Source organism: Neobacillus citreus (assembly GCF_018343545.2).
GTDB classification, from domain to species: domain Bacteria; phylum Bacillota; class Bacilli; order Bacillales; family Cytobacillaceae; genus Neobacillus; species Neobacillus citreus.
On sequence record NZ_JAGYPE020000001.1, the window covers coordinates 178,259 to 203,665 of the forward strand.

General features: G+C 40.4%; 24 protein-coding genes. 6 read left to right on the forward strand and 18 right to left on the reverse strand.

The window, feature by feature from the left end:
- Positions 1-366: histidine phosphatase family protein (locus KHB02_RS00880; RefSeq protein WP_420848057.1), on the reverse strand; the 366-nt coding region annotated here is incomplete at its 3' end.
- 333 nt (positions 367-699) lie between these two features.
- Between KHB02_RS00880 and liaG the strand changes: the two genes are divergently transcribed.
- The gene (gene liaG / locus KHB02_RS00885; protein WP_241113641.1) at positions 700-1,563 is read left to right on the forward strand and encodes a LiaG family protein; all 864 of its coding nucleotides are present in this window, start codon (positions 700-702) and stop codon (positions 1,561-1,563) included.
- Between the two features lie 47 nt (positions 1,564-1,610).
- Here the strand turns inward: liaG and KHB02_RS00890 are convergent, their stop codons facing one another.
- The 6 genes from KHB02_RS00890 to KHB02_RS00915 all read right to left on the reverse strand — a co-directional run bounded on the left by KHB02_RS00890 (position 1,611) and on the right by KHB02_RS00915 (position 9,471).
- Entirely contained in the window at positions 1,611-2,195 is a 585-nt protein-coding gene (locus KHB02_RS00890) for a uracil-DNA glycosylase (protein ID WP_213140473.1), read from the reverse strand.
- 99 nt (positions 2,196-2,294) lie between these two features.
- Positions 2,295-5,432, reverse strand: coding sequence for an AAA family ATPase (locus KHB02_RS00895; RefSeq protein ID WP_213140474.1), 3,138 nt, complete (start codon positions 5,430-5,432; stop codon positions 2,295-2,297).
- Complete coding sequence (locus KHB02_RS00900) at positions 5,429-6,574, reverse strand: exonuclease SbcCD subunit D (protein ID WP_213140475.1); 1,146 nt, start codon at positions 6,572-6,574, stop codon at positions 5,429-5,431. Before KHB02_RS00900 ends, KHB02_RS00895 begins: the two co-directional genes overlap by 4 nt.
- A 183-nt stretch (positions 6,575-6,757) precedes the next feature.
- Positions 6,758-6,958, reverse strand: coding sequence for a cold-shock protein (locus tag KHB02_RS00905; protein ID WP_042463935.1), 201 nt, complete (start codon positions 6,956-6,958; stop codon positions 6,758-6,760).
- A 383-nt stretch (positions 6,959-7,341) separates the two neighbouring features.
- Positions 7,342-7,698: an ArsR/SmtB family transcription factor gene (locus tag KHB02_RS00910; RefSeq protein WP_213140476.1), complete on the reverse strand. Its 357-nt coding sequence runs from the start codon at positions 7,696-7,698 to the stop codon at positions 7,342-7,344.
- Between the two features lie 24 nt (positions 7,699-7,722).
- Positions 7,723-9,471: a SulP family inorganic anion transporter gene (locus KHB02_RS00915; protein WP_213140477.1), complete on the reverse strand. Its 1,749-nt coding sequence runs from the start codon at positions 9,469-9,471 to the stop codon at positions 7,723-7,725.
- A 438-nt stretch (positions 9,472-9,909) separates the two neighbouring features.
- Between KHB02_RS00915 and KHB02_RS00920 the strand changes: the two genes are divergently transcribed.
- The gene (locus tag KHB02_RS00920; RefSeq protein ID WP_213140478.1) at positions 9,910-10,701 is read left to right on the forward strand and encodes a TIGR00266 family protein; all 792 of its coding nucleotides are present in this window, start codon (positions 9,910-9,912) and stop codon (positions 10,699-10,701) included.
- Positions 10,702-10,776: 75 nt separating this feature from the next.
- Here the strand turns inward: KHB02_RS00920 and KHB02_RS00925 are convergent, their stop codons facing one another.
- The 9 genes from KHB02_RS00925 to pruA form a co-directional block, all read right to left on the reverse strand.
- Complete coding sequence (locus KHB02_RS00925; protein WP_213140479.1) at positions 10,777-12,237, reverse strand: DUF4153 domain-containing protein; 1,461 nt, start codon at positions 12,235-12,237, stop codon at positions 10,777-10,779.
- A 69-nt stretch (positions 12,238-12,306) separates the two neighbouring features.
- Positions 12,307-12,945, reverse strand: a complete 639-nt coding sequence (locus KHB02_RS00930; protein ID WP_213140480.1) for an HAAS signaling domain-containing protein — start codon at positions 12,943-12,945, stop codon at positions 12,307-12,309.
- Complete coding sequence (locus tag KHB02_RS00935) at positions 12,926-13,273, reverse strand: PadR family transcriptional regulator (RefSeq protein WP_213140481.1); 348 nt, start codon at positions 13,271-13,273, stop codon at positions 12,926-12,928. Before KHB02_RS00935 ends, KHB02_RS00930 begins: the two co-directional genes overlap by 20 nt.
- 123 nt (positions 13,274-13,396) lie before the next feature.
- Complete coding sequence (locus tag KHB02_RS00940; RefSeq protein ID WP_213140482.1) at positions 13,397-13,570, reverse strand: hypothetical protein; 174 nt, start codon at positions 13,568-13,570, stop codon at positions 13,397-13,399.
- An 84-nt stretch (positions 13,571-13,654) separates the two neighbouring features.
- Complete coding sequence (locus tag KHB02_RS00945) at positions 13,655-15,097, reverse strand: amino acid permease (RefSeq protein WP_213140483.1); 1,443 nt, start codon at positions 15,095-15,097, stop codon at positions 13,655-13,657.
- A 351-nt stretch (positions 15,098-15,448) separates the two neighbouring features.
- Positions 15,449-15,703, reverse strand: coding sequence for a biotin/lipoyl attachment domain-containing protein (locus KHB02_RS00950; RefSeq protein ID WP_213140484.1), 255 nt, complete (start codon positions 15,701-15,703; stop codon positions 15,449-15,451).
- 46 nt (positions 15,704-15,749) lie between these two features.
- Positions 15,750-17,015, reverse strand: coding sequence for a Glu/Leu/Phe/Val family dehydrogenase (locus KHB02_RS00955; RefSeq protein WP_213141276.1), 1,266 nt, complete (start codon positions 17,013-17,015; stop codon positions 15,750-15,752).
- Between the two features lie 66 nt (positions 17,016-17,081).
- Entirely contained in the window at positions 17,082-18,278 is a 1,197-nt protein-coding gene (locus tag KHB02_RS00960; protein ID WP_213141277.1) for an ornithine--oxo-acid transaminase, read from the reverse strand.
- 67 nt (positions 18,279-18,345) lie between these two features.
- Positions 18,346-19,890: an L-glutamate gamma-semialdehyde dehydrogenase gene (gene pruA, locus KHB02_RS00965; RefSeq protein WP_213140485.1), complete on the reverse strand. Its 1,545-nt coding sequence runs from the start codon at positions 19,888-19,890 to the stop codon at positions 18,346-18,348.
- Between the two features lie 213 nt (positions 19,891-20,103).
- On the opposite strand from pruA, the gene KHB02_RS00970 reads away from it, so the two are divergent.
- The 3 genes from KHB02_RS00970 to KHB02_RS00980 all read left to right on the forward strand — a co-directional run bounded on the left by KHB02_RS00970 (position 20,104) and on the right by KHB02_RS00980 (position 22,340).
- A complete protein-coding gene (locus KHB02_RS00970; RefSeq protein ID WP_213140486.1) occupies positions 20,104-21,519 on the forward strand; it encodes a sigma-54 interaction domain-containing protein in 1,416 nt (471 codons plus the stop codon).
- A 182-nt stretch (positions 21,520-21,701) separates the two neighbouring features.
- Positions 21,702-21,908: a methionine aminopeptidase gene (locus KHB02_RS00975; RefSeq protein ID WP_241113643.1), complete on the forward strand. Its 207-nt coding sequence runs from the start codon at positions 21,702-21,704 to the stop codon at positions 21,906-21,908.
- Positions 21,909-22,001: 93 nt separating this feature from the next.
- A complete protein-coding gene (locus KHB02_RS00980) occupies positions 22,002-22,340 on the forward strand; it encodes a hypothetical protein (protein WP_213140487.1) in 339 nt (112 codons plus the stop codon).
- A 47-nt stretch (positions 22,341-22,387) separates the two neighbouring features.
- Here KHB02_RS00980 and KHB02_RS00985 read toward each other — a convergent pair whose 3' ends face one another.
- Positions 22,388-23,686 carry a purine/pyrimidine permease gene (locus KHB02_RS00985; protein WP_213141278.1) on the reverse strand — a complete coding sequence of 433 codons (1,299 nt, stop codon included), beginning with the start codon at positions 23,684-23,686 and terminating at the stop codon, positions 22,388-22,390.
- Between the two features lie 301 nt (positions 23,687-23,987).
- On the opposite strand from KHB02_RS00985, the gene KHB02_RS00990 reads away from it, so the two are divergent.
- A complete protein-coding gene (locus tag KHB02_RS00990; protein ID WP_213140488.1) occupies positions 23,988-24,860 on the forward strand; it encodes an alpha/beta hydrolase in 873 nt (290 codons plus the stop codon).
- A gap of 58 nt (positions 24,861-24,918) precedes the next feature.
- Here the strand turns inward: KHB02_RS00990 and KHB02_RS00995 are convergent, their stop codons facing one another.
- Positions 24,919-25,374, reverse strand: a complete 456-nt coding sequence (locus KHB02_RS00995; RefSeq protein WP_213140489.1) for a nucleoside deaminase — start codon at positions 25,372-25,374, stop codon at positions 24,919-24,921.
- Positions 25,375-25,407: the final 33 nt, after the last annotated feature.

The following is a 25,407-nucleotide window of genomic DNA, read 5'->3' on the forward strand; positions in this document are numbered from 1 at the left end:
CAGTCCTCCGATAAGACGTTTAATCAGGGCGTCTGCACTTTCTTGATTCGTATAATTTCTGTCAGGGAAAGCCGTCCTTATTTCTTCAATTGTCATTCCTTCTGCGTCACCAAAGGACTTTTCCTTAAAATCGTCCATCACAACTAAAGGAACATTTATATAAGTCTTGATAATTTCCGCTGTCTTTTTTGCTCGTTGTAATGGACTGGTTATAATAACATCCCATTGTGAATTTTTTAGGTATTCTCCACTTTCCTCGGCCTGCTTGATTCCTTTCGCGTTTAAGGGGATATCCGATCTTCCTTGTAGTCTTCCTATAGCGTTCCATTCAGTTTCCCCGTGTCGTACGATGCAAATCTTTGTAATGTTAATCCTCACCTTTCAATCATTAATGGGAACTCTTGCTTTAAGCGGCCACTTCTTTAATCCATTCATTTGTTTATTTATATATAGTTTAAAAATCAATTGCTTATACAATTTAACCTTCCAAACTTAGCCACCGCAATCTAATTATATTTTCCTTCAAATTTTTATAATTGTAAATTTCCTTAAGTTATTCAAATGTAAATTGGACTGCTTTTTTACCAATTATAAATACACCTCAAGTCTTAGTTGAAAATAAACCCCTGGTACATCGTGGAAAATCAAAGGATTTCTTATGCTATATATAGAAGATGTATGAAAGATAAGGGGATGGAAATGATGAAGAGAATTTTAATACTACTATTGGTTATAACCGGCTTATATATTGTTTTTAACCAATCCTACACATTCGATGTATTTGGTTCAGGTAAAAATGATGGGCAAGTTGCCATTACCAATGATACGAAGGTGATCAATGTAGATGTGGGCAGTGTCAAGACAACCATTATTCCTGAAGACCGGAAAGATTTAAAGGCGGTTTATGAAGGCAAACAAAAGCTGACTGTTAAGGACAATGGGGATGCTGTAGAGGTTTCGCTAAAGAGCAAATGGTTTACATGGTTCAATTGGGGAAATAACAAAAGCAATCTAAAAATCTACATTCCGGAGGAATACAATAGAGATATGACCATTGATCTTGGATCCGGATATTTAACTTTTTCCGGGGAATCCAAAACTAAACCAATGCAATTACAAAAATTAACTGTTGATATCGGATCTGGATATATAAAGCTTAACAATCTCGATGTGAAAGAGCTTAATCAGAGCGTATCATCAGGAAAGGCAGACATCAATTTTGTTAAAGCTGATAAAGGTATATTTGATCTCAGTTCTGGAGTTCTCGACATTAAGCATTATTCTGGTGCATTAGCTGCCGACGTCAGCTCGGGGAAGTTGGCGGTTCAAGTTGATGAATTAAGGGATTCCGTCAAAATGGATGTCAGCTCAGGTTTAGTTAATCTTGACCTGCCCGATGATGCTGATTTTAAATTAGATGGCGCGTTTAGCAGCGGTTTGATTAAATGCGACTTGCCATTGCAAGAAAAAGTCCAGGATAAAGACAGCATCAATGGTACACATGGGTCTGGAAAGCATGCTGTTGATTTTGATGTTTCAAGCGGGATCATTCATATTTATTAATCACTCTATGTATATGGTTTCCTAACCTTCTAAAAAAGCGGCGCTTGTTAATGAGTGCCGCTTTTTGAATGGTAGTATTCTGCAGCAACCTTCCAATCCTCCAAAAACACTGACCAAAGATTAGGACGGCGCCTGACTGCTAAGGGATGATAGCCGACGGCAGTAGGGTAACCCTTAATTTCATGAATGGCACCACGAAGCAATTTTACCTCTGCTTCCGAATTGCCGAAAAAGGATTGAACCGCTACGTTTCCAAAGCAAAGAATCAGCTTAGGCTGCTTTTCCTCCAGCTGCTGCTTTAGATGAATCATGCATGTTTCACGCGTATGTTCTTTGTCATAGGCTCTTACCGGTTTTCTTTTTAAAATAAAGGTCACGTACAAATCGTCCATGGTGAAACCAACATGATGGGCAGCCTTTTGAAGAGTTTGCCTAGTCCCACATACGAATGGATTTCCTTCCCTGTCCTCGCGGGCTCCCGGGTTATCAAGAATTATCATAATCGGGGCTTCCGGGTTCCCCTCTCCCCAAACCATCCGTGAACCATGCTTATCTAAGCCGCACTCACTGCAGTTTTTTAAGTCTTCCGGAGTTGGCTCTTCCGGCCACAATATTGGACAAAAGTCTGACATGTTATCCCTCCAGCCATTTTAAAAACTAATGGTAGTTTAACCTTTTTCCATTTATATAAATACGAAAAATAGCGAGTGGGTTTCCCCACTCGCTTTTGTTTAATTCGTAAACACAAACTCCGTCCGACTCCCGGCTTGCCCCGCGATAACCTCAAGTCTTGCATCAATTCGTTCCTTTAATTCCGGAACGTGCGAAATGATTCCGACCAAGCGCCCGCTGCTTTGGATATCCATTAACGCTTCAATCGCCTGTTCAAGTGATTCAGGGTCTAGTGTACCGAATCCTTCATCGATAAACATGGTTTCGAGCGAAACCCCGCCGGCATAGTTTTGTACCACATCTGCCAGACCAAGCGCAAGTGACAAGGAAGCCTTAAAGCTTTCTCCGCCTGATAATGTTTTAACGTGGCGTTCCTGGCCTGTGTATTGGTCAAATACCAGCAATTCCAAGCCGCTTTGGGCATTCCCTTTAGCACGGTCTGTTTTTCGCAGCAACTGGAAACGGCCTGACGTCATTTTCTTCAATCTGTGATTAGCTTCTTGTAAAATATCATCCAAGAAAGCTGCCAACACATACCGTTCAAAGGTAATCCGGAAGCTGTTCTGGCCCTTCGTAATCTCGTAAAGATGTCCAATCAGCTTATACCGTTCCTCAAGGACCTTCATTTTTTCATTTAATTTTTCCACACGGTTGAAGATTTCTTCGTTATCCCGTTTTTTCACAAAAAGGTCCGTATAATTGCGGTTTAACGCCGCTATTTCACTGTCAATGGTCGCAAGCTCATTTTTAAGCCCGTCCACATCTGGAGTTTTCACATTCATTAGTTTTTCCGTTAATTCATTCAATCGGTCGGAAACAGAACGTAATTCCTCCCTAAACCCGCGAATCTCTGCTTCGAGGCCGCGAATCACAGCTTCAGAAAGTTTTGACGCATGATAGACATTATAGTTTTCGAAGCCCTGTTCCACCAATTTATTCTTGAAAATCTCACGTTCAGTGGTTAATTCCTGCTGTTTCGAATCAAAGTGCTTCTCGGCGTCCTGCAATCTTGCAGATTCGGCAGCAAGCTTTGCATTTACGGATTGCAAATGCCGTTGTGCCTCTTCTAACTGTTTAATTAGCGCATCATAGCGGTTTTTAGAGATGGTGAGTGCTTTTTCATATGCTGATTCAGAACGGAGATTCTCCGGAATTGTATTCATCATTCTAGTCAGAATTGTCTTCTTCTCAGTATATTGAACTGTCAGTTCCGAAACTTCTTGTCCTAATAGTTGAATCGCCTTTTGCAGCTTTTGTTTTTCTAATTCCTGATTCCCCAGTTCCCTCTTAACCAAATCGAGCTTATTCATTTTTTCCGCTAATTTTCGTTGCGTTTCCTGCAGACTATTTTTCTCAGCAAGAAGCTCCGATTTCAGAAGTGGTAAATCAGGTTCGGAGAACTCAGCACGGTAACCGCGAATTTCCTTTAGGACTTCCTCTACTGTTTCCCTTTGTGTATTTTCTGCAGACTGGCACTGGTAAAGCTTTGCTTCATCAAGAGATTTATCTTTTTCCCATTTAGACGCTTGTACTTTCGCTGCCTTCATGTCTTCTTCACTTGGAACACTTCCATCGTGCAGGACGGCTTTAGCAGGGTGATGTTCAGAACCGCAAACTGGGCAAGCTTCCCCCTCGTGCAATTGTGCGGCTAAAAGAGAAGCCTGTCCATGCAGCCATTTTTGCTCCAGTTCTTCCACAAGGGCCTTTGCATCTTGAAATCTGGCAGCCGTATTTTCATATCGCCCTGTAATTATTTGCAGTTCCTGTTTAGCCTTGTGATGGCGGCCAAGCAAGTTTTCAAATTTGTCAAGACGCTCAAGCTCTGACTGCAGTTTTTCAATCAGCTGTTTATTTTCAACAAATGCCAGCTGGCCTTTTTCAATTTCCTCTTTTTGCTGTTGAAGGAGTTTTAACTGTTGTTCTGTTAATTCAAGATTACGTTCCGTTTTCACCTGGTTGTTTCTTGAGGTTTGCAAGGAGGTTTCTACCTTACCAACCTCTTTCATTAAAGATGCAAATGAATAAACATCCTCTTTCATGTTAACTAACCGGTTTATTTCCTCTTGTGCTGTTTGCCGGTCTGCTTCTCTTTCGAGTTCCATCTGGAGGCTTATTTCTGACTGTGCCTTGAGGCTAGTTAAATTTCCTACCTCCGTTTTTAGTGTAGCAACATTAGCATTTAATCGATCCAATTCGCTCTTCAAACGATGGCATAACTCTTCCTGTTTGGCTAAAAGGGCCGCTTTTTGGGCACGCTGAACCTGTCTTTCTTTTTCCAAGAACAAATCAACCTGAGATTCCAAAAGAACCTTCTTTTCCTTCAGTTCTTCCTTCTTTTGCAGCTGTTTAAGCGTCTCTTCTGCTTCAAACAACATGCCTTTAAGAGCATCCTGCTGCTTTACCTTTTCCTTTAACTCTTCAGACAACTGCCCCAATAATTCCCCCATACCGGCAATTTCAGCTGTCAATAACGGCATTATGATGGTGTCATTGTCACTTCCGGCTGCTACATATTCCCGAAGTTCATCATTGGTCACTGCTTGAATCCGACGAATGGCTTCGTTCCTAGCCTGTACTTGGTCTTCAACGGACTTTTTCAGTTCATTCGCTTCCTCTTTCAGCTTATCCTCAACCATTTTATAAAGCTGCGTATGGAACAGCCGCTGCAATATGACTTCCTTATCTTTACTGTCTGATGTTAGCAGCTTGCGGAATTCGCCTTGAGGTATCATTAAGATCTGCCGGAATTGATTGGAATCAATCAGCATGATTTCTTTAATTTTTTCCTCTACATCGTTGATTTTGGAGGCTAACAGCTTTTTCTCCCCTTCGGCGTCCCACATATATAATTCGGCTTTTGCACCAATTGAAGTGTAGCCGTCACCTTTTTCCTTTGGTTTCAACTGCTGAGGCGAGCGGGTAATGGAATAGACCTTGCCCCTTAATGAAAAATCCAGAGAAACCTCGGTCAGCAAATCATCCTTGGCAAATTGACTCCGGAGTTCGGGACCGTTACGATCCTCGCCGCTTGCCTTACCGTAAATGGCATAGCTAATCGCATCGAAAATCGTCGTTTTTCCAGCACCCGTTTTTCCAGATATGACGAACATCGTCCGATTGCCCAGTTCCGTAAAGTCAATCACTTCCGTTTCAGCATAAGGGCCAAATGCTTTAATCGTTAGTTTTAACGGTCTCATCTTGAGCCTGCCCCCTTCAACACTTTATCGATGATTTCTGACATGGCATCTTTTTTATCCACTGTAAATTCAGACGTTGTCATCTCATTGTAAAATTGTTCAAACAAATCGATTTCCGACTTTTTCTCACTTCGAAGGGCATTGAAGGATTGTTTTTTCTTTAAATCGGTCATCTCAATTTTCCGCTCTAAATGAAGCACGTTCGGGTATACTTGGCGCAGCTTATTAATTGGGTCAATAAGAGCTCCTTCATCTAATAGGTTAATTTTTAAATAGTCTTGAGTCCGTTCTTTTTCATAAAATTGCGGGTCCAGCAGTTGTTCAAGATATCCCTCCATCTCGCGCATATCATGTGATGGAGTAAGAGAACGGTAACGGTGTTCAAAGTTTCCCTTCTCATCCATTTCAATGATGGAAATAGACTTTCTTTGTTTGGCTTCGGAAAAAGAATATTTTAACAGAGAGCCAGAATATTTAACCTTTTCGTGGGTAATCGCATCAGGGCTGTGAAGGTGGCCCAATGCCGTATAAGAAAATGGCTCAAACAATTCTGCGCCGACGCATCCTGAGCCGCCAACGGATAAGATTCGTTCAGAATCGGATTGAACTCCGCCTAATACAAAGGCATGTCCAACCAAAACATTCGGTTCATTCGGGTTTAAAGTTTCTTCGATTTTGCCAATCATCCTCTTCATCGCTTCTTGATGGGAGTGGATGGAGTCATCCTCTAAAAGCTGGCGTACGACCCCAGGCTCTGCGTACGGTACGAGATAAAAGTTTACCCCGTTAATCCGAACTGGATCAAAGCTGTTCGTGAGTTTGCCTGATAAATAAAATTGGCTGTGCTTGTACCATGAACTGCCAAACGAAAGGCGCTCCGCGCTGTCATGATTTCCGGCAATGGCTACAATCGGGGTTTTTAATTCAACATTTATTTTAAAAAGGATTTCGTCAAGAAGTTCAACGGCATCGGTAGGAGGAACAGAACGGTCGTAAAGATCACCGGCAATGACAACTGCATCTGGTTTCTCCTCCCCAACTACGTCCACGAATTGGTATAGGACTTCGCGTTGATTTTCCGTCATGTAAACGCCGTGTACCAATTTTCCTAAATGCCAATCAGCGGTATGGATAAATTTCATCTGCATCACTCCATGTTTTAAATACGTTTATACAATACTATTATTATAGCAAAATATATAGCAGGCTTGCCTTGGAAATGGGTTATGTTTTTTGGAAGATGGGGGGATAATATCCATTGTGTGGGGAGACAATAAAAAACAGTCCGGTACAAGTACCAGACTGTTATAGTTAGTTTGATAAAATTACTTCTTAGTTACGTTAGCAGCTTGTGGTCCACGAGCTCCTTCAACTACTTCGAAAGAAACTTCTTGGCCTTCTTCTAAAGTTTTGAAACCTTCAGTTTGGATTGCAGAGTAATGTACGAATACGTCGTTTCCGTCTTCTCCTTCGATGAATCCGAAACCTTTTTCTGAGTTAAACCATTTTACTTTACCGTTTTTCATAAAAAAAAATCCTCCTATTGGCTTGAAAAAAGCCATGTGTAAAATTCACCAAATTACAACGCAGATAGCTTTACTCATTACTTCATCCAAACTTCGGTCAAAACCTTGATCAAGCATATTACATAAATCTAATCTCGTGCAACGGCTGTTTACAATTTATCATTATTTAGTAGGAAAGTCAAGGAAGGGCAAGACGACATAAACCGACATGATTATTGCCAATCCCATGATTTTTTATTATTCTAACAATAATAATTTACTTTTAATCTATCAGATGAGGAAGAAAACAAGAATCATATGTCGTTTTTTGAAGAAAAATATTTAGGCTTTCCTTTCGGAAAAGTCGTGACTGGTTAACTATTTAAATAGGAAAACCGAAGAATTCAATTCTTCGGCGTAACTGCTGGTACTTCTTCCTCTTCTTTAAACTTATCCAATATGGTGATGGTATCGACCAAATGATTGTTGAAAATCTGTCTTGCTACTGCTAACAGGTCGATAATCATAGGATCCTTTAACGTGTAGATAACTTTGTTTCCATCCTTGGTGCCCGATACGATATTTTTCGCTCTTAGTACCTGCAGCTGCTGTGAAACAGCCGAGCCTTCACTGCCCGCAAGTGTCTGTATTTCATTGACACTTTTTTCTCCCTCGGCGAGAATTTCTAAAATACGAATTCTTAATGGATGAGCCAAAGCTTTAAAAAACTCTGCTTTAAATCGCTGCATTTCTAAATTCAATTCATCATCACCTTTACTGTAAAACTAGAAGGTAGCCGTTAATTTCTGTCTGCTTCCCTCTTTTGCCTCTGTACCGGAAAGCTTCTTACATTCTCTAAATGCAAAATGCTTACAGCCTAGGCATTTATTTTGATTTATTTCCTTCAAAGCATATTGAATGGCTTCACCGGTATGAGCAAAGAAATGTTGTTCACCAACAACCTCGTATAACCCCGTCTTTTTCAATACACTTTCCGGCTGCGGATTTATTCCTGATATTAATACTATACCATTTTTGGAAAAGTGGCGTACAATACTTGCCAAATTCGCTTCCCCTGTTGTGTCCATAAATGGAACCCTGCCCATCCGCAGCAACAGAATCTTGGGACGATAATTGATGGTATTCATGATCGTTTCTTCAAATGTAAGGGCTGCACCAAAGAACAGCGGTCCTTCAATATTAAAGATGCTAACCTGCGGACAGTCGTGTGTGTCGGTCACCATCCCAGTTTCCACCTTGGCCCGATTGGTTTGCGGGTTGGGCAGCGCTTTAGCCGTAATCATGACGTCGCTCATCCGTTTGACAAACAGAATGGCTGACATGACCAAACCTACCTCCACCGCCACGGTCAAGTTCACAAAGACTGTTAATACAAATGTGACGACAAGAACAAGAGAGTCCGTTGATTTTGTTTTAAAAATATGGGCAAAAACTTTTTGCTCGCTCATATTCCAAGCAACGACCATTAATATCGGCGCCATGCTGGCAAGTGGAATAAACGAAGCATATGGTGCAAAAAAGATTAACACAAGCAGTACCACAATTCCATGAAAAATCCCTGATAACGGTGAAACTGCTCCATTTTTTATATTTGTTGCTGTCCGGGCAATGGCACCTGTCGCCGGAATCCCACCAAATAATGGCGTAATCATATTGGCAATACCCTGCCCGACAAGCTCTTTATTGCTGTTGTGACGACCGCCCGTCATCCCATCTGCGACCACGGCAGAAAGAAGCGATTCAATCCCGCCAAGCATGGCTATAATAAAGGCCGGCCTGATCAATTCTAGGATGATATCCATATTTAACTCAGGCACATGCAGAGCGGGCAGCGTACTAGGAATTTGACCATAGGCCGTTCCAATGGTTGCTACCGCACCATGATAAAACAATGAAGCAGCGGCCGTTGATACGACTAAACCGATTAAAGGCCCCGGAACCTTTGGCGCGATTTTTGGTGTTATGATAATCGTTGCCAAACAGATCACTGCTGTTAAAATACTGAAAATATTCGTAGATCCAAGGTGCACAACAATTTCCTTAATGTTTAAAATAAATTCCTCATGCTTTTTGATGCCCTCTAAACCTAGGAAACTAGCAATCTGTCCTGTAAAAATGGTTACCGCAATACCTGCGGTAAAGCCGATGGTAACAGGCCTTGGGATATATTTAATCAGCGAACCAAGCTTAAATATCCCCATTAAGACAAGGATTACTCCAGCCATAAAACCCGCAATCAGCAGGTTTTCATAGCCATACGTCATGACGATTCCGAACAAAATCGGAATAAACGCACCTGTTGGACCGCCAATTTGATACTTGGAGCCGCCGAATAAGGAGATAAGAATCCCGGCAACAATGGTCGTATAGATTCCATACTCTGGCTTCACTCCGGAAGCAATGGCAAAGGCCATACCAAGGGGGATCGCAATCACCCCGACAATCAACCCTGAGAGCAGATCCTTTGGTACACTCTTTAAAGAATAATGATGGAATCTTTTGTCTGTAAACATACTCACCCTTCTTATCACCTATTTTTGTATATCTGATTATTTGAATATATAATAATAGATAAAAATAATCAATAGTAATTGTTAAATGAAAACTCGTCGATTGGCGAGTCCGATAGGACGAAGACAGAGACGTAGTTGAATTTATGCGTTAAGTATAAAAATTGGAAAAATTTTATACTTATTATCTAAAAAATATACAATTGTTTTCTTTTTTTGTTTATGGTACAATAGCATAGCGATGAGCTGAATTGCATAAGACGAGAAAACATTCCTTTTAGGAGCGCACAATGTGGAGTGTGGTTTTTTCGCCGCAATACGCAAAGACGCCTGAATTTTTCAGGCGTCTTTTTTATTTTGTTTTTATTAAAATTAGCACTTTTTTCCTAATTCCTTTAAAATATATTTGGGAATTTATTTTTATAAGTGGAGGAATCCGTTATGAATAACCACGAAATAGATTACAAAATTTACGGCGATGATATGCAGTTTGTGGAGGTGGAGCTGGACCCGCAGGAAACAGTTGTCGCAGAAGCGGGAAGTTTCATGATGATGGATGACGATATTCAGATGGAGACCATTTTTGGTGATGGTTCTGGAGGTAGTGGCAGCGGCCTAATGGGCAAGCTGTTTTCAGCGGGAAAACGCGTGTTAACAGGTGAAAGCTTATTTATGACAACCTTCACGAATGCAGGTGCAGGTAAACGCCATGTATCCTTCGCTTCCCCTTACCCTGGAAAAATCATTCCGATGGATTTAAGTCAGTTTAACGGCAAAATTGTCTGTCAAAAGGATGCATTTCTCGCAGCGGCAAAAGGAGTTCAGGTCGGCATTGAGTTCCAGCGAAAAATTGGCGTTGGCTTCTTCGGCGGCGAGGGCTTTATCATGCAGAAGCTTGAAGGCGACGGAATGGCGTTTGTTCACGCAGGTGGAACGATCATTAAAAAGGATCTTCTTCCTGGTCAAAGTTTGCGTGTTGACACAGGTTGTTTGGTAGCAATGACTCGTGATGTCCATTATGATATTGAGTTTGTAAAAGGCGTTAAAACGGCATTGTTCGGCGGCGAGGGCTTATTCTTTGCAACATTGCGTGGTCCTGGCTCAGTTTGGATTCAGTCGCTGCCATTCAGCAGGCTGGCAAGCCGGGTATTTGCTGCAGCACCATCACGAGGCGGCGGCAAGGATGAAGGCAGCATCGCCCGCGGTCTTTTTGATATGTTTAATGGCGATTAATTAATCAGTGGAATTGCCTTAATTCAGCAGAAAACGAAAATAAACCGGGCCGCCCAGCCCGGTTTTTGTATTGTATTATTTAACATGAAGCTTTCTCAGCTCCATAAATGCCTGCTCTCTTTTTAAATTATAGGACTGCCATGATCTATCCTTTGTTAGGGCCTCCTTCTGCCTGACTTCTAAAATTTGCGTCAAACCTTCAATATTCTTATCTTTTTCGTAAAGGTCGATTAACCCCAGAACGCCAGTATAGGACAGGCTGTCAAAGTGGTGAACATCAATTTTCCCTGCTAATTCATAGCGGTCGAGGTTCTTACTTACGACAATTTGATTAGGATCGATGACAGTCATGACTGTGTAATAAAGCAAGGATGAAATAAAGAAAAAATGAAATAACGACAGCCGCTCTATCCAAACTTTCACCAATGTATAGGTAAAAATAAACACTAAAAATATCATAAACGAGTGTGCCATGACTCTTATAAAGGTAAACCCATAAGCAGCTTCATACATACTTAACCTGATAAAAGCCGAGCATAGCATCACAGCACTTGAAAACACCAAAAGTGTCAGCAGGATTTGCGTAAATCTTTTTATAAAATGAGATGTCAAGCCCACGAAAGTCAACACAACCACAATGATCGATAAATTAATGATGGTGACGAATAACAGTTCAAAAAAGCCCTTCCTAGCGTACTCCGCATAGGTATAATCACCCTGAAGGGTTCCACTGAAGAAATATTTAAACTGAACTACGGTAAATAATAGATAAACGATATTTATTAAACAAAGAACCGTTATGGTGATAATCGCATCCACTTTCAATCCCTGTTGGAACTCAGGCTGCTTGATCACCTCAATTTGCTTTTTAATCAAGATTTGCATAAACCCAAAGAATGCTGCCGTAAAAATAAGAATGACAATTAACCTTATTATGCCTTCCGCATCTAATACCTCGAACCAATTCGGAATTCCTCCCATAATCCGTTCAAACTGAGTATCCGCCGACATAAGAAGACTTAAAACCACAAATAGGACTGGGATTGAGATTAGAATACCGATGAAAACCTTTTTCCAGATGATAAATTTATCTTCATCCACACCACGTTTTACACCGCTTCCAATCAACTTAGTCATTGCCGCATTATACTTGATTGCATCTAACAGTCTAAAAAACAAATAAGGTATAAACCAGATTTTATTCCACTGCATACTTTTCGGACTTGTTACAATGACTATATGAAAAACAACTAGCACAGGTATCACTAAAATGTTTAATACATTAAAAAATTTATTATCATTTAGAAAGTAGCTTGCGGCCAGAAGCCAGATGCAGCATAGAACCAGGTAACCGAAACGTTGGTGGGTAAACGTAAAGCGTCGGTACCGCCAAAAAAATACTCCATAAAAAGCCATCAGAAACACCAAATATGAAATCCCTACTTGCCCACGAAAAAATGATTCTTCAGCTAAAATCCCTAGCAACAAGCACAAACCTAAAAACAGCCAATCCGTTTTTTCCATTTTGCTTTCCATATTCATCCCTCATTTACATTGTTTTTCTATATACATCGTATTACTAGGTAATATCGCAAAAAAAACTGCTTATATCGACGCTTTCCTCCCCCAGCGATAGCCAAGCATACTTATTGGGTACAGAAATATCGTAAAAATGATACAAGCAATAATAAATGTTTTTGTTAACAAAGGAGCAAACCATGAATGTGGTATGATTTCGAAAACAGTTAACGTCATTAAAATTAAGTTAGGTATGAGCGATAAAAGAAATGTTTTTCTAAGCAGCTTTCGGCCGCCATGTCCAAAGCCTTTGCCGATTTCATACCCCAATAACGCCCAAAAAAACATATACAAGAAGGCAATTAAAGTGGGAATGGATGTTAGATGATTCCAAATTGATGTCAGCCACGACCATTGGTACAAATTATGTATAAGCGTAAGAAAACTGCCTCCTGCAAAAAAAATAATATTGAGGAGAATAAACAGCCATTTCATATTGCTAGGAGTGACGGAAAGTTCTTCCTTCCAAGCGGCAGCTAGTTCTTCCGGTCTGCCGAGCCTTGCAAATAAAAGGTCCTCAAGCTTCCCATGAGCGGTATCTTCAAAGGATTCCAAGATGATTTCATCAATATGGGTCTCGTATTCGCGAAGAATATTTTCTTTATCTTTGTGAGTACCGAGTTCTTGGGACAGTTCATTAAGAAACTTATTCTTCAGCTGTTCCATGCTTCGATCTCCCAATAACTTTATTCATTACTTTTACAAAGTCCTGCCATTCTTGTGTTTTTTCTGCGAGCACTTCTTTTCCAGCGTCAGTGATGCAATAATACTTACGGGCCGGTCCCTTCTCCTGCTCCTGCCAATAGCATTCAATGTATTCCTGCTTTTCAAGCTTATGGAGAGCGGGATATAATGTCCCTTCCTTTACACTTAAACCATTTTCACTGCGCTGCTCTAATTCCTTTACCAGCTCGTAGCCATACATGTCACGCTCGTTTAATAATTGTAATAAGATTAACGATGTGCTTCCCTTTACCAGTTCGCGGTTAAACATTTTTTTCACCTACCTAGATTTATTAGGTATATAGAAATTCTACAAGACAATTTTTGCCTTGTAAAGGGTTTTTACATAAAAAGTGGCGATTTTTAAAAAAAATCGCCACCCCCTTGAGTCTTTTTATTTCATTTTGAAATCATCCTGCTGACGCTCAATATACTCATCACGTTCGCCGCCATCAGACAATTCCTCGGAAAATCCATAACCCGTGTCACTCTGCACCAAGTTGCTTGTCCTGATTGTTTTTGGATGTAAATTGTTATTAGGTGCAGCCTGCTTATTCCACTTTCCCATCGATATCACCTCATTTTTATTATTTGGTGATTTTAAAAGATTATCCACGAAAAAAACGCTTGGATGCCCAAGCGTTTTTGAAAATTAAATAACCATTTTTTTATCATTTTGAAGTTGTAGTTCTTGTTCTTCTGTTCCGTCCTGCTCGCGGTTCTTTTTAATTTTAAAATGATAAATCAAGTAGCAGGCGATAACAAATGGAACACCAAGATACAATGCCAAGCGCTGCTCTGAGTCAAATGCCAAGCTGGACAATACCACAATGTTTAGGGTTAATCCAATAATTGGCAGGATTGGAAATAGTGGTGTTTTAAATTTCAAATCCTCCACTTTACCGCCCTCACGGATAAATTTACGACGGAAGGCAATTTGTGAAGCAGTGATGGAAATCCAGCCCACCTGTGCTCCTAATCCAGCTACTGACAAAAGCCAAACAAAGACAGTTTTTTCAGCAAAAAAGCCTGATAATAAAGATAGGAGTGCAATCCCAAGTGTTAACAGAAGCGCATTAAATGGAACACCATTCTTGGTTACTTTTGTTAAAGCAGGGCTGGCCATCTTTTCCTTGGACATTGCATACAACATCCGAGTTGCAGCGTAAAGACCTGAGTTTGCTACAGAAAGTAAAGCTGTTAGGATTACAAAGTTCATAATATCAGCAGCATATGGAATACCGATGCTGTCAAATACCACAACAAACGGACTTTCCACGACACCTGCTTTTTCCATTGGAATTAAACCGGCCACGACAAAGATTGCTAACACGAAGAAGAATAGAGTACGCCAAACTGTTTGTTTAATCGATTTTGGAATGGTTTTCTCCGGCTCTTCACTTTCTCCGGCAGCAATCCCGATTAATTCGGTTCCCTGGAACGAGAAGTTAACTGCAATCATGGTAATGATTAAAGCAGTAAAGCCGTGCGGCATGATACCATGAGCTGTAAAGTTCGATAAGAATGGGGCAGCATGTCCGCCTTTCATATGAATCAGGCCAAACATGGCAGCGCCGCCTAGTGCGATAAACATGATAATAGCTAAAATTTTTATACTTGAGAACCAAAATTCTGCTTCACCAAAAGCTTTAGCAGATAAAGCATTTAGAGCAAATAATACGATGGCAAAAATTGCACTCCATACCCAAACATCTACATGCGGAAACCAACGCTGCATCAGCTGTCCTGCTGATAGTAGTTCAAGAGCAACAGTAACAGCCCAGCCTAACCAATATAACCAACCAAGAGCAAATCCTGTCCCAGGTCCAATAAATTTAGTAGTATAAGTTTGGAACGATCCCGATACTGGCATGGCGACAGATAATTCACCAAGACAAAGCATTGTTAAAAACATTATGAAACCGCCGACGATATACGAAAGAATTGCTCCTGTCGGCCCTGCCTGGCTGATCGTATAACCAGATCCTAAGAACAAACCTGAACCGATGACTCCGCCCAGCGAAATCATGAACAGATGGCGGGACTTCATCGTTCTTTGCAGTTCATGGGTTTGATTGTTTTCAGGTAATTGCATGAAATTTCCCCTCTTTCCCATTGAAGTATACGCTTTCAAATTAATGGTGATTGTAAAAATAGGAGAAAATGTGACTGGCTAGCTGCCTTCACTTTTCTGTCACACAAGAAAGAATAAACGAATTTTAAATTTTATACAACCGGCAAATCTTTCTAAAATTATCACTATTTTTACGTTATATTTATTTGCAATTTTCATGCCAAAATAAAAAGCTTAAATTTTGAACATTTTTCGAAATTATAGCGCAAAAATTTTTGGCATAATATTAAATATTTTGCGCTCCATATGCAAAAATACTCTTCCCAGCAAAATGGGAAGAGTATTAAATGGATGTAAAATGAACTATTTTTATTAATCGCAGCCGGTAATTTGTAAATCATCTTGGATGATTCCTAACTTGGTTTGCGGATCGACCTTTTGTCCCTTCTTTACATAAATGGATCTTACATAGCCGCTTATACCGAACGAAATCTCTACAATGGCACCGTTCTCTGCTCTTACTAGAAATAGTTTCTCCCATTCATACACGTGGCTGTTTTCTTTTGTGACAATTTTTTCAACAGTGCCAGAACAAGGACTATAAATAGTTTCATCCTTAAAAATCAATTTTGTTCTCTCCTTATCTAAGATTTCGTCCGATTTTGAAAGCTTCTTACACCCAGCCGCGGAATTGTGCTGCTTCCGCCATTTTTCTAATACCTGTCATGTAGGCGGCCAAACGCATGTCAACTTGATATTCATGCGCTGTCCGATAGATTTTTTCGAAAGAGTCAACCATTACTTTTTTAAGTTTCTCGGCTACTTCCTCTTCAGTCCAATAATAGCCTTGATTATTTTGCACCCATTCAAAATAGGAAACTGTTACACCGCCTGCACTTGCCAAAATATCAGGGACAAGCAGGACTCCGCGTTCAGTCAGAATATTCGTTGCTTCAAGAGTTGTCGGACCATTGGCAGCCTCCACTACGATTGCTGCTTTAATATTGGCTGCGTTTTCCGCAGTGATTTGATTTGAAATGGCAGCAGGAACAAGGATGTCACACTCTAATTCAAGCAGTTCTTTATTGGTAATTGTCTCCTTAAAGAGCTGTGAGAACGTACCAAAACTATCCCTTCTATCAAGCAAGTAGTCAATGTCAAGACCATTTGGGTCATGGACTCCGCCATAAACATCGGAAACAGCAATAACCTTTGCACCGGCATCATGCATGAATTTAGCTAAATAGCTGCCCGCGTTTCCGAAACCTTGGATAACTACCCGAGCACCTTGCAGTTCAATACCTTTTTTCTTGACCGCTTCTTCGATGCAAATGGTTACGCCGCGTGCCGTTGCTGTTTCACGTCCTTGGGAACCGCCCAATACGATTGGTTTACCGGTAATAAATCCTGGTGAGTCGAACTCGCGAAGACGGCTGTATTCATCCATCATCCACGCCATAATTTGGGAGTTCGTATAAACATCTGGCGCCGGAATGTCTTTTGTCGGACCAACAATCTGACTAATCGCACGAACATAGCCGCGGCTCAATCTTTCAAGCTCTCTAAAAGACATCTTCCGCGGGTCGCAGATGATGCCGCCTTTACCGCCGCCATAAGGAAGATTGGTGATCCCGCACTTTAAGCTCATCCAGATGGACAATGCTTTTACTTCTTCTTCATTCACTTCCGGATGGAAGCGAACGCCGCCCTTTGTTGGACCAACCGCATCATTATGCTGGGAGCGGTAACCGGTAAACACTTTAACAGAACCGTCATCCATTCTGACTGGAATACGGACTGTCAACATTCTTAATGGTTCTTTTAATAAGTCAAACATCTCGTTTTGGTAACCCAATTTTGCCAAAGCCTTTTGTATTACTGTTTGTGTAGAGTAAAACAAATTTAATGACTCCTGCTCCTTTTGCTGCTCTTTTTTCATTTCATTTACCACTGCATTAACAGACATGGAAGACACCTCGTCAAATTTTTAAAATATTAATATTAATTAACCTAAAATCTTTTGAATTTTTGCAACTGCCCAATCAATTTCTTCTTTGGAAATGATCAGCGGCGGTGCAAAACGAATAACTGTATCATGCGTTTCTTTACATAACAAGCCTTCTTCTTTCAACTGTTCACAATATGGTCTTGCTTCCTCTGTTAGTTCCACCCCGATAAACAATCCTTTACCGCGGACTTCCTTAATCATCGGATTGCTGATTGTCTTCAATTGATCTAGGAAATATTTTCCTAATTCAAGTGAACGTTCAGGCAGTTTTTCCTCTTCGATGACATCAAGTGCTGCAAGGGACACGGCACAAGCAAGCGGATTCCCGCCAAAAGTGGAACCGTGCGATCCTGGATTAAATACACCTAAAACATCGGAATTGGCAACCACGCAGGAAATTGGGAATACCCCGCCGCCTAATGCCTTACCTAAAATAAGCATATCTGGTTCAACTTCTTCCCAATCGCAGGCAAACATTTTACCAGTACGGGCTAAGCCAACTTGAATTTCATCAGCAATAAATAAGACATTGTTTTCTTTACATAGTTCAGAAGCAGCCTTTAAAAATCCGTCAGGAGGTAAAATGATTCCTGCCTCACCTTGAATCGGTTCCATTAAGAATGCTGCAGTATTTGGAGTAATAGCTGCCTTTAACGCCTCAAGGTCACCGTAAGGAATTAATTTAATGCCAGGAAGCATCGGGCCAAAACCGCGCTTATATTCTGGGTCGGAAGATAAGGAAACCGCACCCATGGTCCGGCCATGGAAATTGCCTGTGCATGCAATGATTTCTGCCTGATTTTCTGCAATGCCTTTCACATCATAACCCCAGCGGCGTGCAGCTTTTAACGCTGTTTCAACTGCTTCTGCACCAGTGTTCATTGGAAGCGCCATGTTCTTGTTGGTCAGTTTGCAGATTCTTTCATACCAAGGGCCGAGCTGGTCGTTATGGAATGCGCGTGATGTTAGAGTTACGCGGTCTGCCTGGTCTTTCAAAGCTTGAATGATTTTTGGATGACGATGGCCCTGGTTTACTGCGGAATACGCACTAAGCATATCCATGTAGCGTGTTCCTTCAGGATTTTCCACCCAAACCCCTTCTGCCTTGGAAATGACGATTGGCAGCGGATGATAGTTATTGGCTCCAAATTTATGTGTTTTTTCAATAATTTCAGTAGATTTAGTTGATGTCATAGTCATTTTATGTCCTCCCTTTATAGTTGCAAGAGAGCTTGTGAGCCCCCTTGCTATCCTCTTAAAATTACAGCGTTTCTGAAGTCGTTTTTGCTTGCATATGAAGAATTAAATAATCAGGGCCGCCTGCCTTGGAGTCCGTTCCTGACATATTAAATCCGCCAAATGGCTGATAGCCAACAATGGCACCTGTACAGCCCCGGTTGAAATAGAGATTACCTACATGGAATTCGCGGCGCGCTCTTTCAATATGCTCGCGATTATTGGAAACCAATGCACCAGTTAAGCCATAATCGGTGTTATTGGCAATCTGCATCATATGGTCAAAATCACGTGCTTTAGCGATAGCCAATACCGGCCCAAAAATTTCCTCAAGCATAATGCGGGCATTCTCATCAACATCCGCAAAAATGGTCGGCTGAATGAAGTAGCCCTTAGAATCGTCCCCTTCACCGCCGGTCATAAGTCTGCCTTCTTGTTTGCCAATTTCAATATAGCTCATGATTTTTTTGAAGGATCTTTCATCAATGACAGGTCCCATATAAGTATCGGCTGATTCAGGGCTTCCAAGCGTTAAAGTCTTGGTAAGGGCAACCACTTTTTCAAGAACTTCATCATAAACATCTTGGTGAATAACAGCACGTGATCCTGCGGAACATTTTTGACCAGAGAATCCGAAAGCTGAGTAAACGATAGAAGACACGGCTAAATCTAAATCTGCATCTTTATCGACAACAACTGTATCTTTACCGCCCATTTCGGCTATTACACGCTTCAGCCAAATTTGGCCTGGGTTAACTTTAGCTGCGCGTTCGTAAATGCGGCAGCCCACTTCACGGGAACCTGTGAAGGATACGAAACGTGTTTTTGGATGGTCAACAAGATAATCCCCAATTTCAGCCCCGCTGCCTGGAACATAGTTCAATACTCCATTAGGAAGTCCAGCTTCATGCATCAGCTCTACAAATTTTGCAGCAATGATTGGCGTTGAGTTTGCCGGCTTTAAAAGCACAGTGTTTCCGGCAACAATCGCAGCAACTGTAGTTCCGGCCATGATCGCCAATGGGAAGTTAAATGGTGAAATGATAATACCCACTCCAAGCGGAATATAACCGAACTGATTAAATTCACCGGGACGGCTGTATACTTGAACACCGTCTTTGATTTTCAGCATTTGACGGCCATAGAATTCTAAAAAGTCAATCGCTTCTGCAGTATCAGCATCTGCTTCCTTCCATGGCTTCCCTGCTTCCTTCACCATGTAGCTGGAAAATTCATGCTTGCGGCGGCGCAGAATGGCTGCAGCGCGGAATATAATGTTGGCACGATGTTCAGGGGCCCAGTTTTTCCATGTTTCAAACGTAGTTAATGCTGTTTGCATAGCACTTTCAGCTAATTCTAGGTCAACCATCGATACGGTACCGATAACTTCTTCCTTATTTGCTGGATTGATAGACGCAATCTTTTTGTCAGTTGTAATTAGCTCTCCGCCAATGACGACTGGATAGTGCTTGCCAAGTTGTGATTGAACAAAGTCAAGTGCATCTTGAAATGCTTTTTTATTTTTTTCTTCAGAAAAATTCGTAAGTGGTTCGTGTGTATACGGTTGCATGTAATTAAGCCTCCTTTGTTTGTAACACACTTTTAATATGCAAGTTCCGTGCCAACTGTTTTTTTGCAGTTTAACAACGTTTCAATATAAAAAACACGCCAATTTTTTTTGCTATTTTGCATATATTTAAGAATTTACGCAAAATTATTTTGCATTACAGTCTGATTTTTGATTAAATTAGTGCATAAGGGATTTGCAAGGAGAGAAAACGTCATGGAAAATACAAAAAGAACAATCCAACAGCTGCAATATATAAACAGTATGTACAAAAGGATATTGGACGAGGTCGACGTAGGTGTCCACGCCGTCGATAATACGGGGAAAACAATCGTTTACAATAAAAAAATGATGCAAATAGAGTCGATGGATATTCAGGAAGTAATCAATAAGAATTTGCTGGATGTCTTTAAATTTAAAGATAATCAATCTAGTACACTAGTAAAAGCTCTACAGGATGGGAAAGAAACCAGCAATGTCAAGCAAACCTATTTTAATAATAAGGGCCGCGAAATTACGACCATCAATAATACGATCCCGATTTATCAAAATGAAAATCTGCAAGGTGCAGTAGAAATTGCCAATGACGTGACGAAACTCGAACGCCTGATAAAAGGAAATACCAATAAAAGCGGCACCAGATATACGTTTGATAATATTATCGGGAATAGCCCTGCCCTTAAAGAAGTGATCGAGGCAGCGAAACGTGCGAGCCGGACTGCATCCTATGTATTAATCGTTGGGGAAACAGGTACAGGGAAAGAGCTTTTTGCACAGAGTATTCATAATGCCAGCACTCGGCTTGCCAGTCCATTTATTTCGCAAAACTGTGCTGCCTTGCCTGATAATTTAATCGAAAGCCTTCTTTTCGGAACGAAACGCGGAGCTTTTACGGGCTCTGTTGATTCACCGGGATTATTTGAACAGGCTGAAGGCGGCACACTGTTACTTGATGAAATTAACTCTTTAAATTTGAATCTTCAGGCAAAGCTGCTTCGGGTTCTACAGGAACGAATGATCCGTAGAATCGGCGATACAAAGGATACACCTGTTGATGTCAGGGTGATCGCCAATATCAACGAGGATCCGATTGATGCCGTCGCCAATAACAATCTTCGAAAGGATTTATATTATCGGCTGGGGGTGGTAACAATTTTCATCCCGCCATTAAGAGAAAGAAAAGAAGATATTCCATTATTGGTGGAGCACTTTATCGAAAAATATAATGAACGTTTTCAAATGAATGTAAAAGGATTATCTGATGAGGTTAAGCAATCATTTTTTGAATATGATTGGCACGGTAACATCCGCGAGCTTGAACATATCATTGAAGCTGCGATGAACATCATGATGGATGAAGAAATCATCAAGTACTCCCATTTACCGTATCAATACCGCAATAAAATGCAATTGAAGGAAAGAATGCTGCCGCTTTCCACAGTTGATACCTATATTAATGAACAGGCAGATATTGCGATACCACTTAAGGAGCAACTGGAGCTATTTGAAAAATCCTACATCGAGCATGTGTTGAAAAAGAATAATAACAATATTTCAAAGAGTGCCAAATTGCTAGGACTAAGCCGGCAAAGCCTGCAATATCGGATAAAAAAACTAAATCTCAGCATTTAATATTCAAAAAAAAAAGCGGTAATGAACAGGATTACCGCTTTTTTGCATTCACAAACAGGGCTTGTTTTACATAAAAATATTATTATATAAAAGTATTTGCAGCAGCTGTTACCTTTTTAAAAATAAAAGCATAATTATTCCATTTTTACCCCATACTAAATAAAAACGTTGAGGTGAAAAAAATGGGACTACTCAGCTCATTCAATCAATGGAGAGAAACACGCTATCAAAATCATCTCTCCAATATGAAAGACCAAGGCAAATGTCCAGATTGTTTTGGCCGAGGCTACACCGTTTACCCTTACAATGAATTTGCATATTTTAATTCGTTTGAATGTCCGGGATGTCAAGGCAGCGGCCATTACACGGATTGGGAAAGCTATCAATAAACTAGTCCAAAATAGAAAGAGGCAGTCTCACATGGATTCTGATCCACTAGCCTTCGAGACTGCCTTCTTATTTACTTGATTGGAGGTAATGCAATGGCGGTTATTGTCCACCAGACATTCACGATAAAACAGGATAAATTTAAAGAAGGCATTGAAAATTTACGAGAAATAAAAAAATTTAGAATGGAAAATTATAACCATAAGGTTGAGATTCTAACGCCAATTTCCGGGAACGATCATACATATGCATTGCTCTCTACTTACGACGGGTTAGCGGAGATGGAATGGCAAAATAAGAAAATGTTTGATGATGAAGAATATCTGGAATTAATTGGACCATTTTTTCTTGAAAATATAGCAGAAGGCAGCATGTATACGCAGATTTATCGCACGCTTAAAGATAAAAGCAATGAGAAGAAAAATGACAAATAACAGTAGAAAGCGTGCAAAAATTCTTTGCACGCTATTTTCTATTAAAATCATATAGTTGTCGATGGCTGTTTTTCTTTCCAAATCTGTTCAAGTAAGATAGCCATAAAAGTCCCGACTAATAAACCATTTTTTCCCAGAATTTGAATCGCGTACGGAAGTCCATTTAAACCATCAGCAGGTAAAAACATTGTTCCAATCCCTAATAGGAGTGACACTCCAATAATGGCTATATTCCTATCGTTTAATGGGTGCTTTGTCAATGACCTGATACCAATTGCCAGCATATCGATTAGTGTTGCTAAAAGTGCAGCACTTGCAACAGATAATGGCAGCGATGCCAACAAACTCACTGAACCAGGAAAAAAGGAAAAGGCCATTAAAACCCCACATGCTGAAACGAATGGAAAAATCCTGTATTGTTTGGTTATCTTAACAAACCCTGCAGTTGCCGGAAGCGGTACAACGGCAATGGTTGAAAGTACAGCTGATAAAATATGAGAAAGTCCTCCAGCACATGTTCCTTTATAAAGCCTAACTTCTAATGATGTTTGTTGATTTGGAATTGTATCCGTTGCAGCACTAATAGCAGCAAATGTGTTTGAAATAAGTAAAAAGGTAAATAGGATCGATGTAATCAAAATACCACTTGTCATATGTGGATATCCCCATGGAAATATCTCAGGAAGTTTAACCCATGATGTTGAATATGATATAGACTGTGAACTCTTACCGAAGATTAATAACAGCCCCCAACCGCATAATATACCTATTAAAATTGCGTAACTTTTCAGCCAGCCCTTTCCTTTTGTGGAAAGGAAGATGATAAGGAAAAATACTAGTATTGCTGCAAAGAAACTCAGTTTGTCAATTTGGCCTGTAAGAGGATTTAAGGAAACCATTCCTTTTATAAATACACCACTTAGCTGGATAGCCAAAATAAAAAGAAAACAACCAGTTACCAATGGAGAGAAGAGGAATAGCAAATGACGTACCCATTTCGACACGCCTAATAACAATAGCAGCATTCCTGCTAAAATTAATCCAGCCTCAAGAGTCTGTAATGTTTCTTTCATTGTCAATCCCTGCTCCGCACCAACTCCTGCGAAAATAACAAAAATGCTTACCCAGGACCCAGCAGGTCCGTCTGCAATTGGAAATCGATGACCAAATTTCGCCTGAATAAAAGAGCTTAATCCGACAATAAAAAACGTTCTTTGCATAAGGTCCGAAATTGCTGCATCAGAAAGGTGAAATACATTTCCAATCACAATCGGAAGCGCAATCGAATTTGCGAGTAAATAGATAAACCATTGAATGGTACTAAAGAAGTTATTACTTTTACTCATTTGCAAAGCAGCTTACCTCCAAAAAATTTTATTAAAATTCAAGGTCCCGTACCATCTAAAGAAAAGTGCCGGACAATCCATTAAAATATTCTTTATTACGTAACAACAAAATACTGGAAAGCTAATCAGTGTCCCGACATCTTGGCTATATGTTCATTTTAGACACATTGCACAAATCCGTCTTTGTACCATTAATCCAAAATATCAGTATTTTTGTTAGGCAACATACACAATGACTTTTTTTACATACTTTGATAAACTTGGCACGTTCTCAATACTTCATGATTGGACGTGCAAATTGATGAAGCAAACAGTTATATATAAGCAGAATGATTCCTTTGAACTAAAAGCAGATTACTATGGAACAAATCGAGAGCATGCACCTGTTGTGGTTTATATTCACGGCGGGGGATTAATTTGGGGAACAAGAAAAGAAATTAGTGACGATATGATCCGGTTATATACCGACAATGGGTTCGCGTTGTTTTCCATCGATTATCGCCTGGCTCCAGAAACGAAGCTGCCGGAAATTCTCGAAGACATTCAAGATGGAATCGATTGGATTATCACAAAAGGGGCCGAACAGTTCTCGATTAATCCCCAAAAAGTCGCTGTAGTCGGCAGTTCCGCTGGCGGGTTTTTAGCACTAAGTACCGGCACCTTTAAAAATAAACCAAGCGCAATTGTCTCCTTCTATGGATATGGCGACATTTTAGGTAAATGGGCAACTTCACCAAGCAAATATTATTGTCAAAAAGACATGGTTCCACAAAATGTAGCAAATACTCTTTTTTCAGATAAGACACTTACCGAAGCCTCTGTAGAAAAGCGGTTCCTTCTTTATGTACATGGCAGACAGCAAGGCACTTGGATTAATTTAATCACTGGCACGATGCAAGAAAGCAACAAAGAAGAACTCAAGAAATATTGTCCAATTCACAATGTTACCAAAGACTATCCCCCAACACTATTGCTGCACGGGACAAAAGACATGGATGTTCCATACGAGCAGTCTGTGTTTATGAGAGCAGCCATCATCAAAGAATCTGTCGAAGCAAAGTTAATCACAGTATTAAATGGCGAGCATGTATTTGATCAAGAATTTCATGATCCTAAAGTTCAAAACGCCCTTCTACAAGTTGCTGATTTCCTGCATGCCCACCTAAACACGTAGAATAATGAAAAAAGCCCGGTGCTGAAATTTCACAGACCGGACTTTTTTCGCTTATTTATTACTTCTCGTTAAGCTTATGAAAATGCTCAAATAAGTTATCGCAATCATCTCTTTGTTCTACTTTAACCATTTTTATAACGCTATCATCTTCACCTTTTAAATATTTGCGCAGGTGCATGTCGGAGAACCCATGCTTATCAGCATCTTCTTTTGTATTAACGTAATATACCTCTTTAATCCCGGCCCAAATCATGACAGCCACACACATTGGACATGGCTCACAAGTTGCATACATTACGCAATCTGATAAATCAAAAGTCCCTAATTTTTTACAAGCTTCTCTAACCGCAACCAATTCTGCATGTGCAGAAGGGTCAGTATCTCTCATCATCGTATTACTTACTGCAGCAATGACTTCACCATCGCGTACAATTGTGGCACCAAATGGTCCGCCGATCTTATTGTTCATACCTTCAATCGTTGCATCAACAGCCATTTTAATGTATTTTTCCATAGCCAAATTCCTCCAAGCTTTGTTTATAACACT

Bases quoted from the DNA above. Each gene is read 5' to 3' on its own strand.
- liaG (WP_241113641.1), top strand. From the start codon at position 700: ATGATGAAGAGAATTTTAATACTACTATTGGTTATAACCGGCTTATAT.
- KHB02_RS00890 (WP_213140473.1), bottom strand. From the start codon at position 2,195: ATGTCAGACTTTTGTCCAATATTGTGGCCGGAAGAGCCAACTCCGGAA.
- KHB02_RS00895 (WP_213140474.1), bottom strand. From the start codon at position 5,432: ATGAGACCGTTAAAACTAACGATTAAAGCATTTGGCCCTTATGCTGAA.
- KHB02_RS00900 (WP_213140475.1), bottom strand. From the start codon at position 6,574: ATGAAATTTATCCATACCGCTGATTGGCATTTAGGAAAATTGGTACAC.
- KHB02_RS00905 (WP_042463935.1), bottom strand. From the start codon at position 6,958: ATGAAAAACGGTAAAGTAAAATGGTTTAACTCAGAAAAAGGTTTCGGA.
- KHB02_RS00915 (WP_213140477.1), bottom strand. From the start codon at position 9,471: ATGTTTACAGACAAAAGATTCCATCATTATTCTTTAAAGAGTGTACCA.
- KHB02_RS00920 (WP_213140478.1), top strand. From the start codon at position 9,910: ATGAATAACCACGAAATAGATTACAAAATTTACGGCGATGATATGCAG.
- KHB02_RS00925 (WP_213140479.1), bottom strand. From the start codon at position 12,237: ATGGAAAGCAAAATGGAAAAAACGGATTGGCTGTTTTTAGGTTTGTGC.
- KHB02_RS00930 (WP_213140480.1), bottom strand. From the start codon at position 12,945: ATGGAACAGCTGAAGAATAAGTTTCTTAATGAACTGTCCCAAGAACTC.
- KHB02_RS00935 (WP_213140481.1), bottom strand. From the start codon at position 13,273: ATGTTTAACCGCGAACTGGTAAAGGGAAGCACATCGTTAATCTTATTA.
- KHB02_RS00940 (WP_213140482.1), bottom strand. From the start codon at position 13,570: ATGGGAAAGTGGAATAAGCAGGCTGCACCTAATAACAATTTACATCCA.
- KHB02_RS00945 (WP_213140483.1), bottom strand. From the start codon at position 15,097: ATGCAATTACCTGAAAACAATCAAACCCATGAACTGCAAAGAACGATG.
- KHB02_RS00955 (WP_213141276.1), bottom strand. From the start codon at position 17,015: ATGAAAAAAGAGCAGCAAAAGGAGCAGGAGTCATTAAATTTGTTTTAC.
- KHB02_RS00960 (WP_213141277.1), bottom strand. From the start codon at position 18,278: ATGACATCAACTAAATCTACTGAAATTATTGAAAAAACACATAAATTT.
- pruA (WP_213140485.1), bottom strand. From the start codon at position 19,890: ATGCAACCGTATACACACGAACCACTTACGAATTTTTCTGAAGAAAAA.
- KHB02_RS00970 (WP_213140486.1), top strand. From the start codon at position 20,104: ATGGAAAATACAAAAAGAACAATCCAACAGCTGCAATATATAAACAGT.
- KHB02_RS00975 (WP_241113643.1), top strand. From the start codon at position 21,702: ATGGGACTACTCAGCTCATTCAATCAATGGAGAGAAACACGCTATCAA.
- KHB02_RS00980 (WP_213140487.1), top strand. From the start codon at position 22,002: ATGGCGGTTATTGTCCACCAGACATTCACGATAAAACAGGATAAATTT.
- KHB02_RS00985 (WP_213141278.1), bottom strand. From the start codon at position 23,686: ATGAGTAAAAGTAATAACTTCTTTAGTACCATTCAATGGTTTATCTAT.
- KHB02_RS00990 (WP_213140488.1), top strand. From the start codon at position 23,988: ATGAAGCAAACAGTTATATATAAGCAGAATGATTCCTTTGAACTAAAA.
- KHB02_RS00995 (WP_213140489.1), bottom strand. From the start codon at position 25,374: ATGGAAAAATACATTAAAATGGCTGTTGATGCAACGATTGAAGGTATG.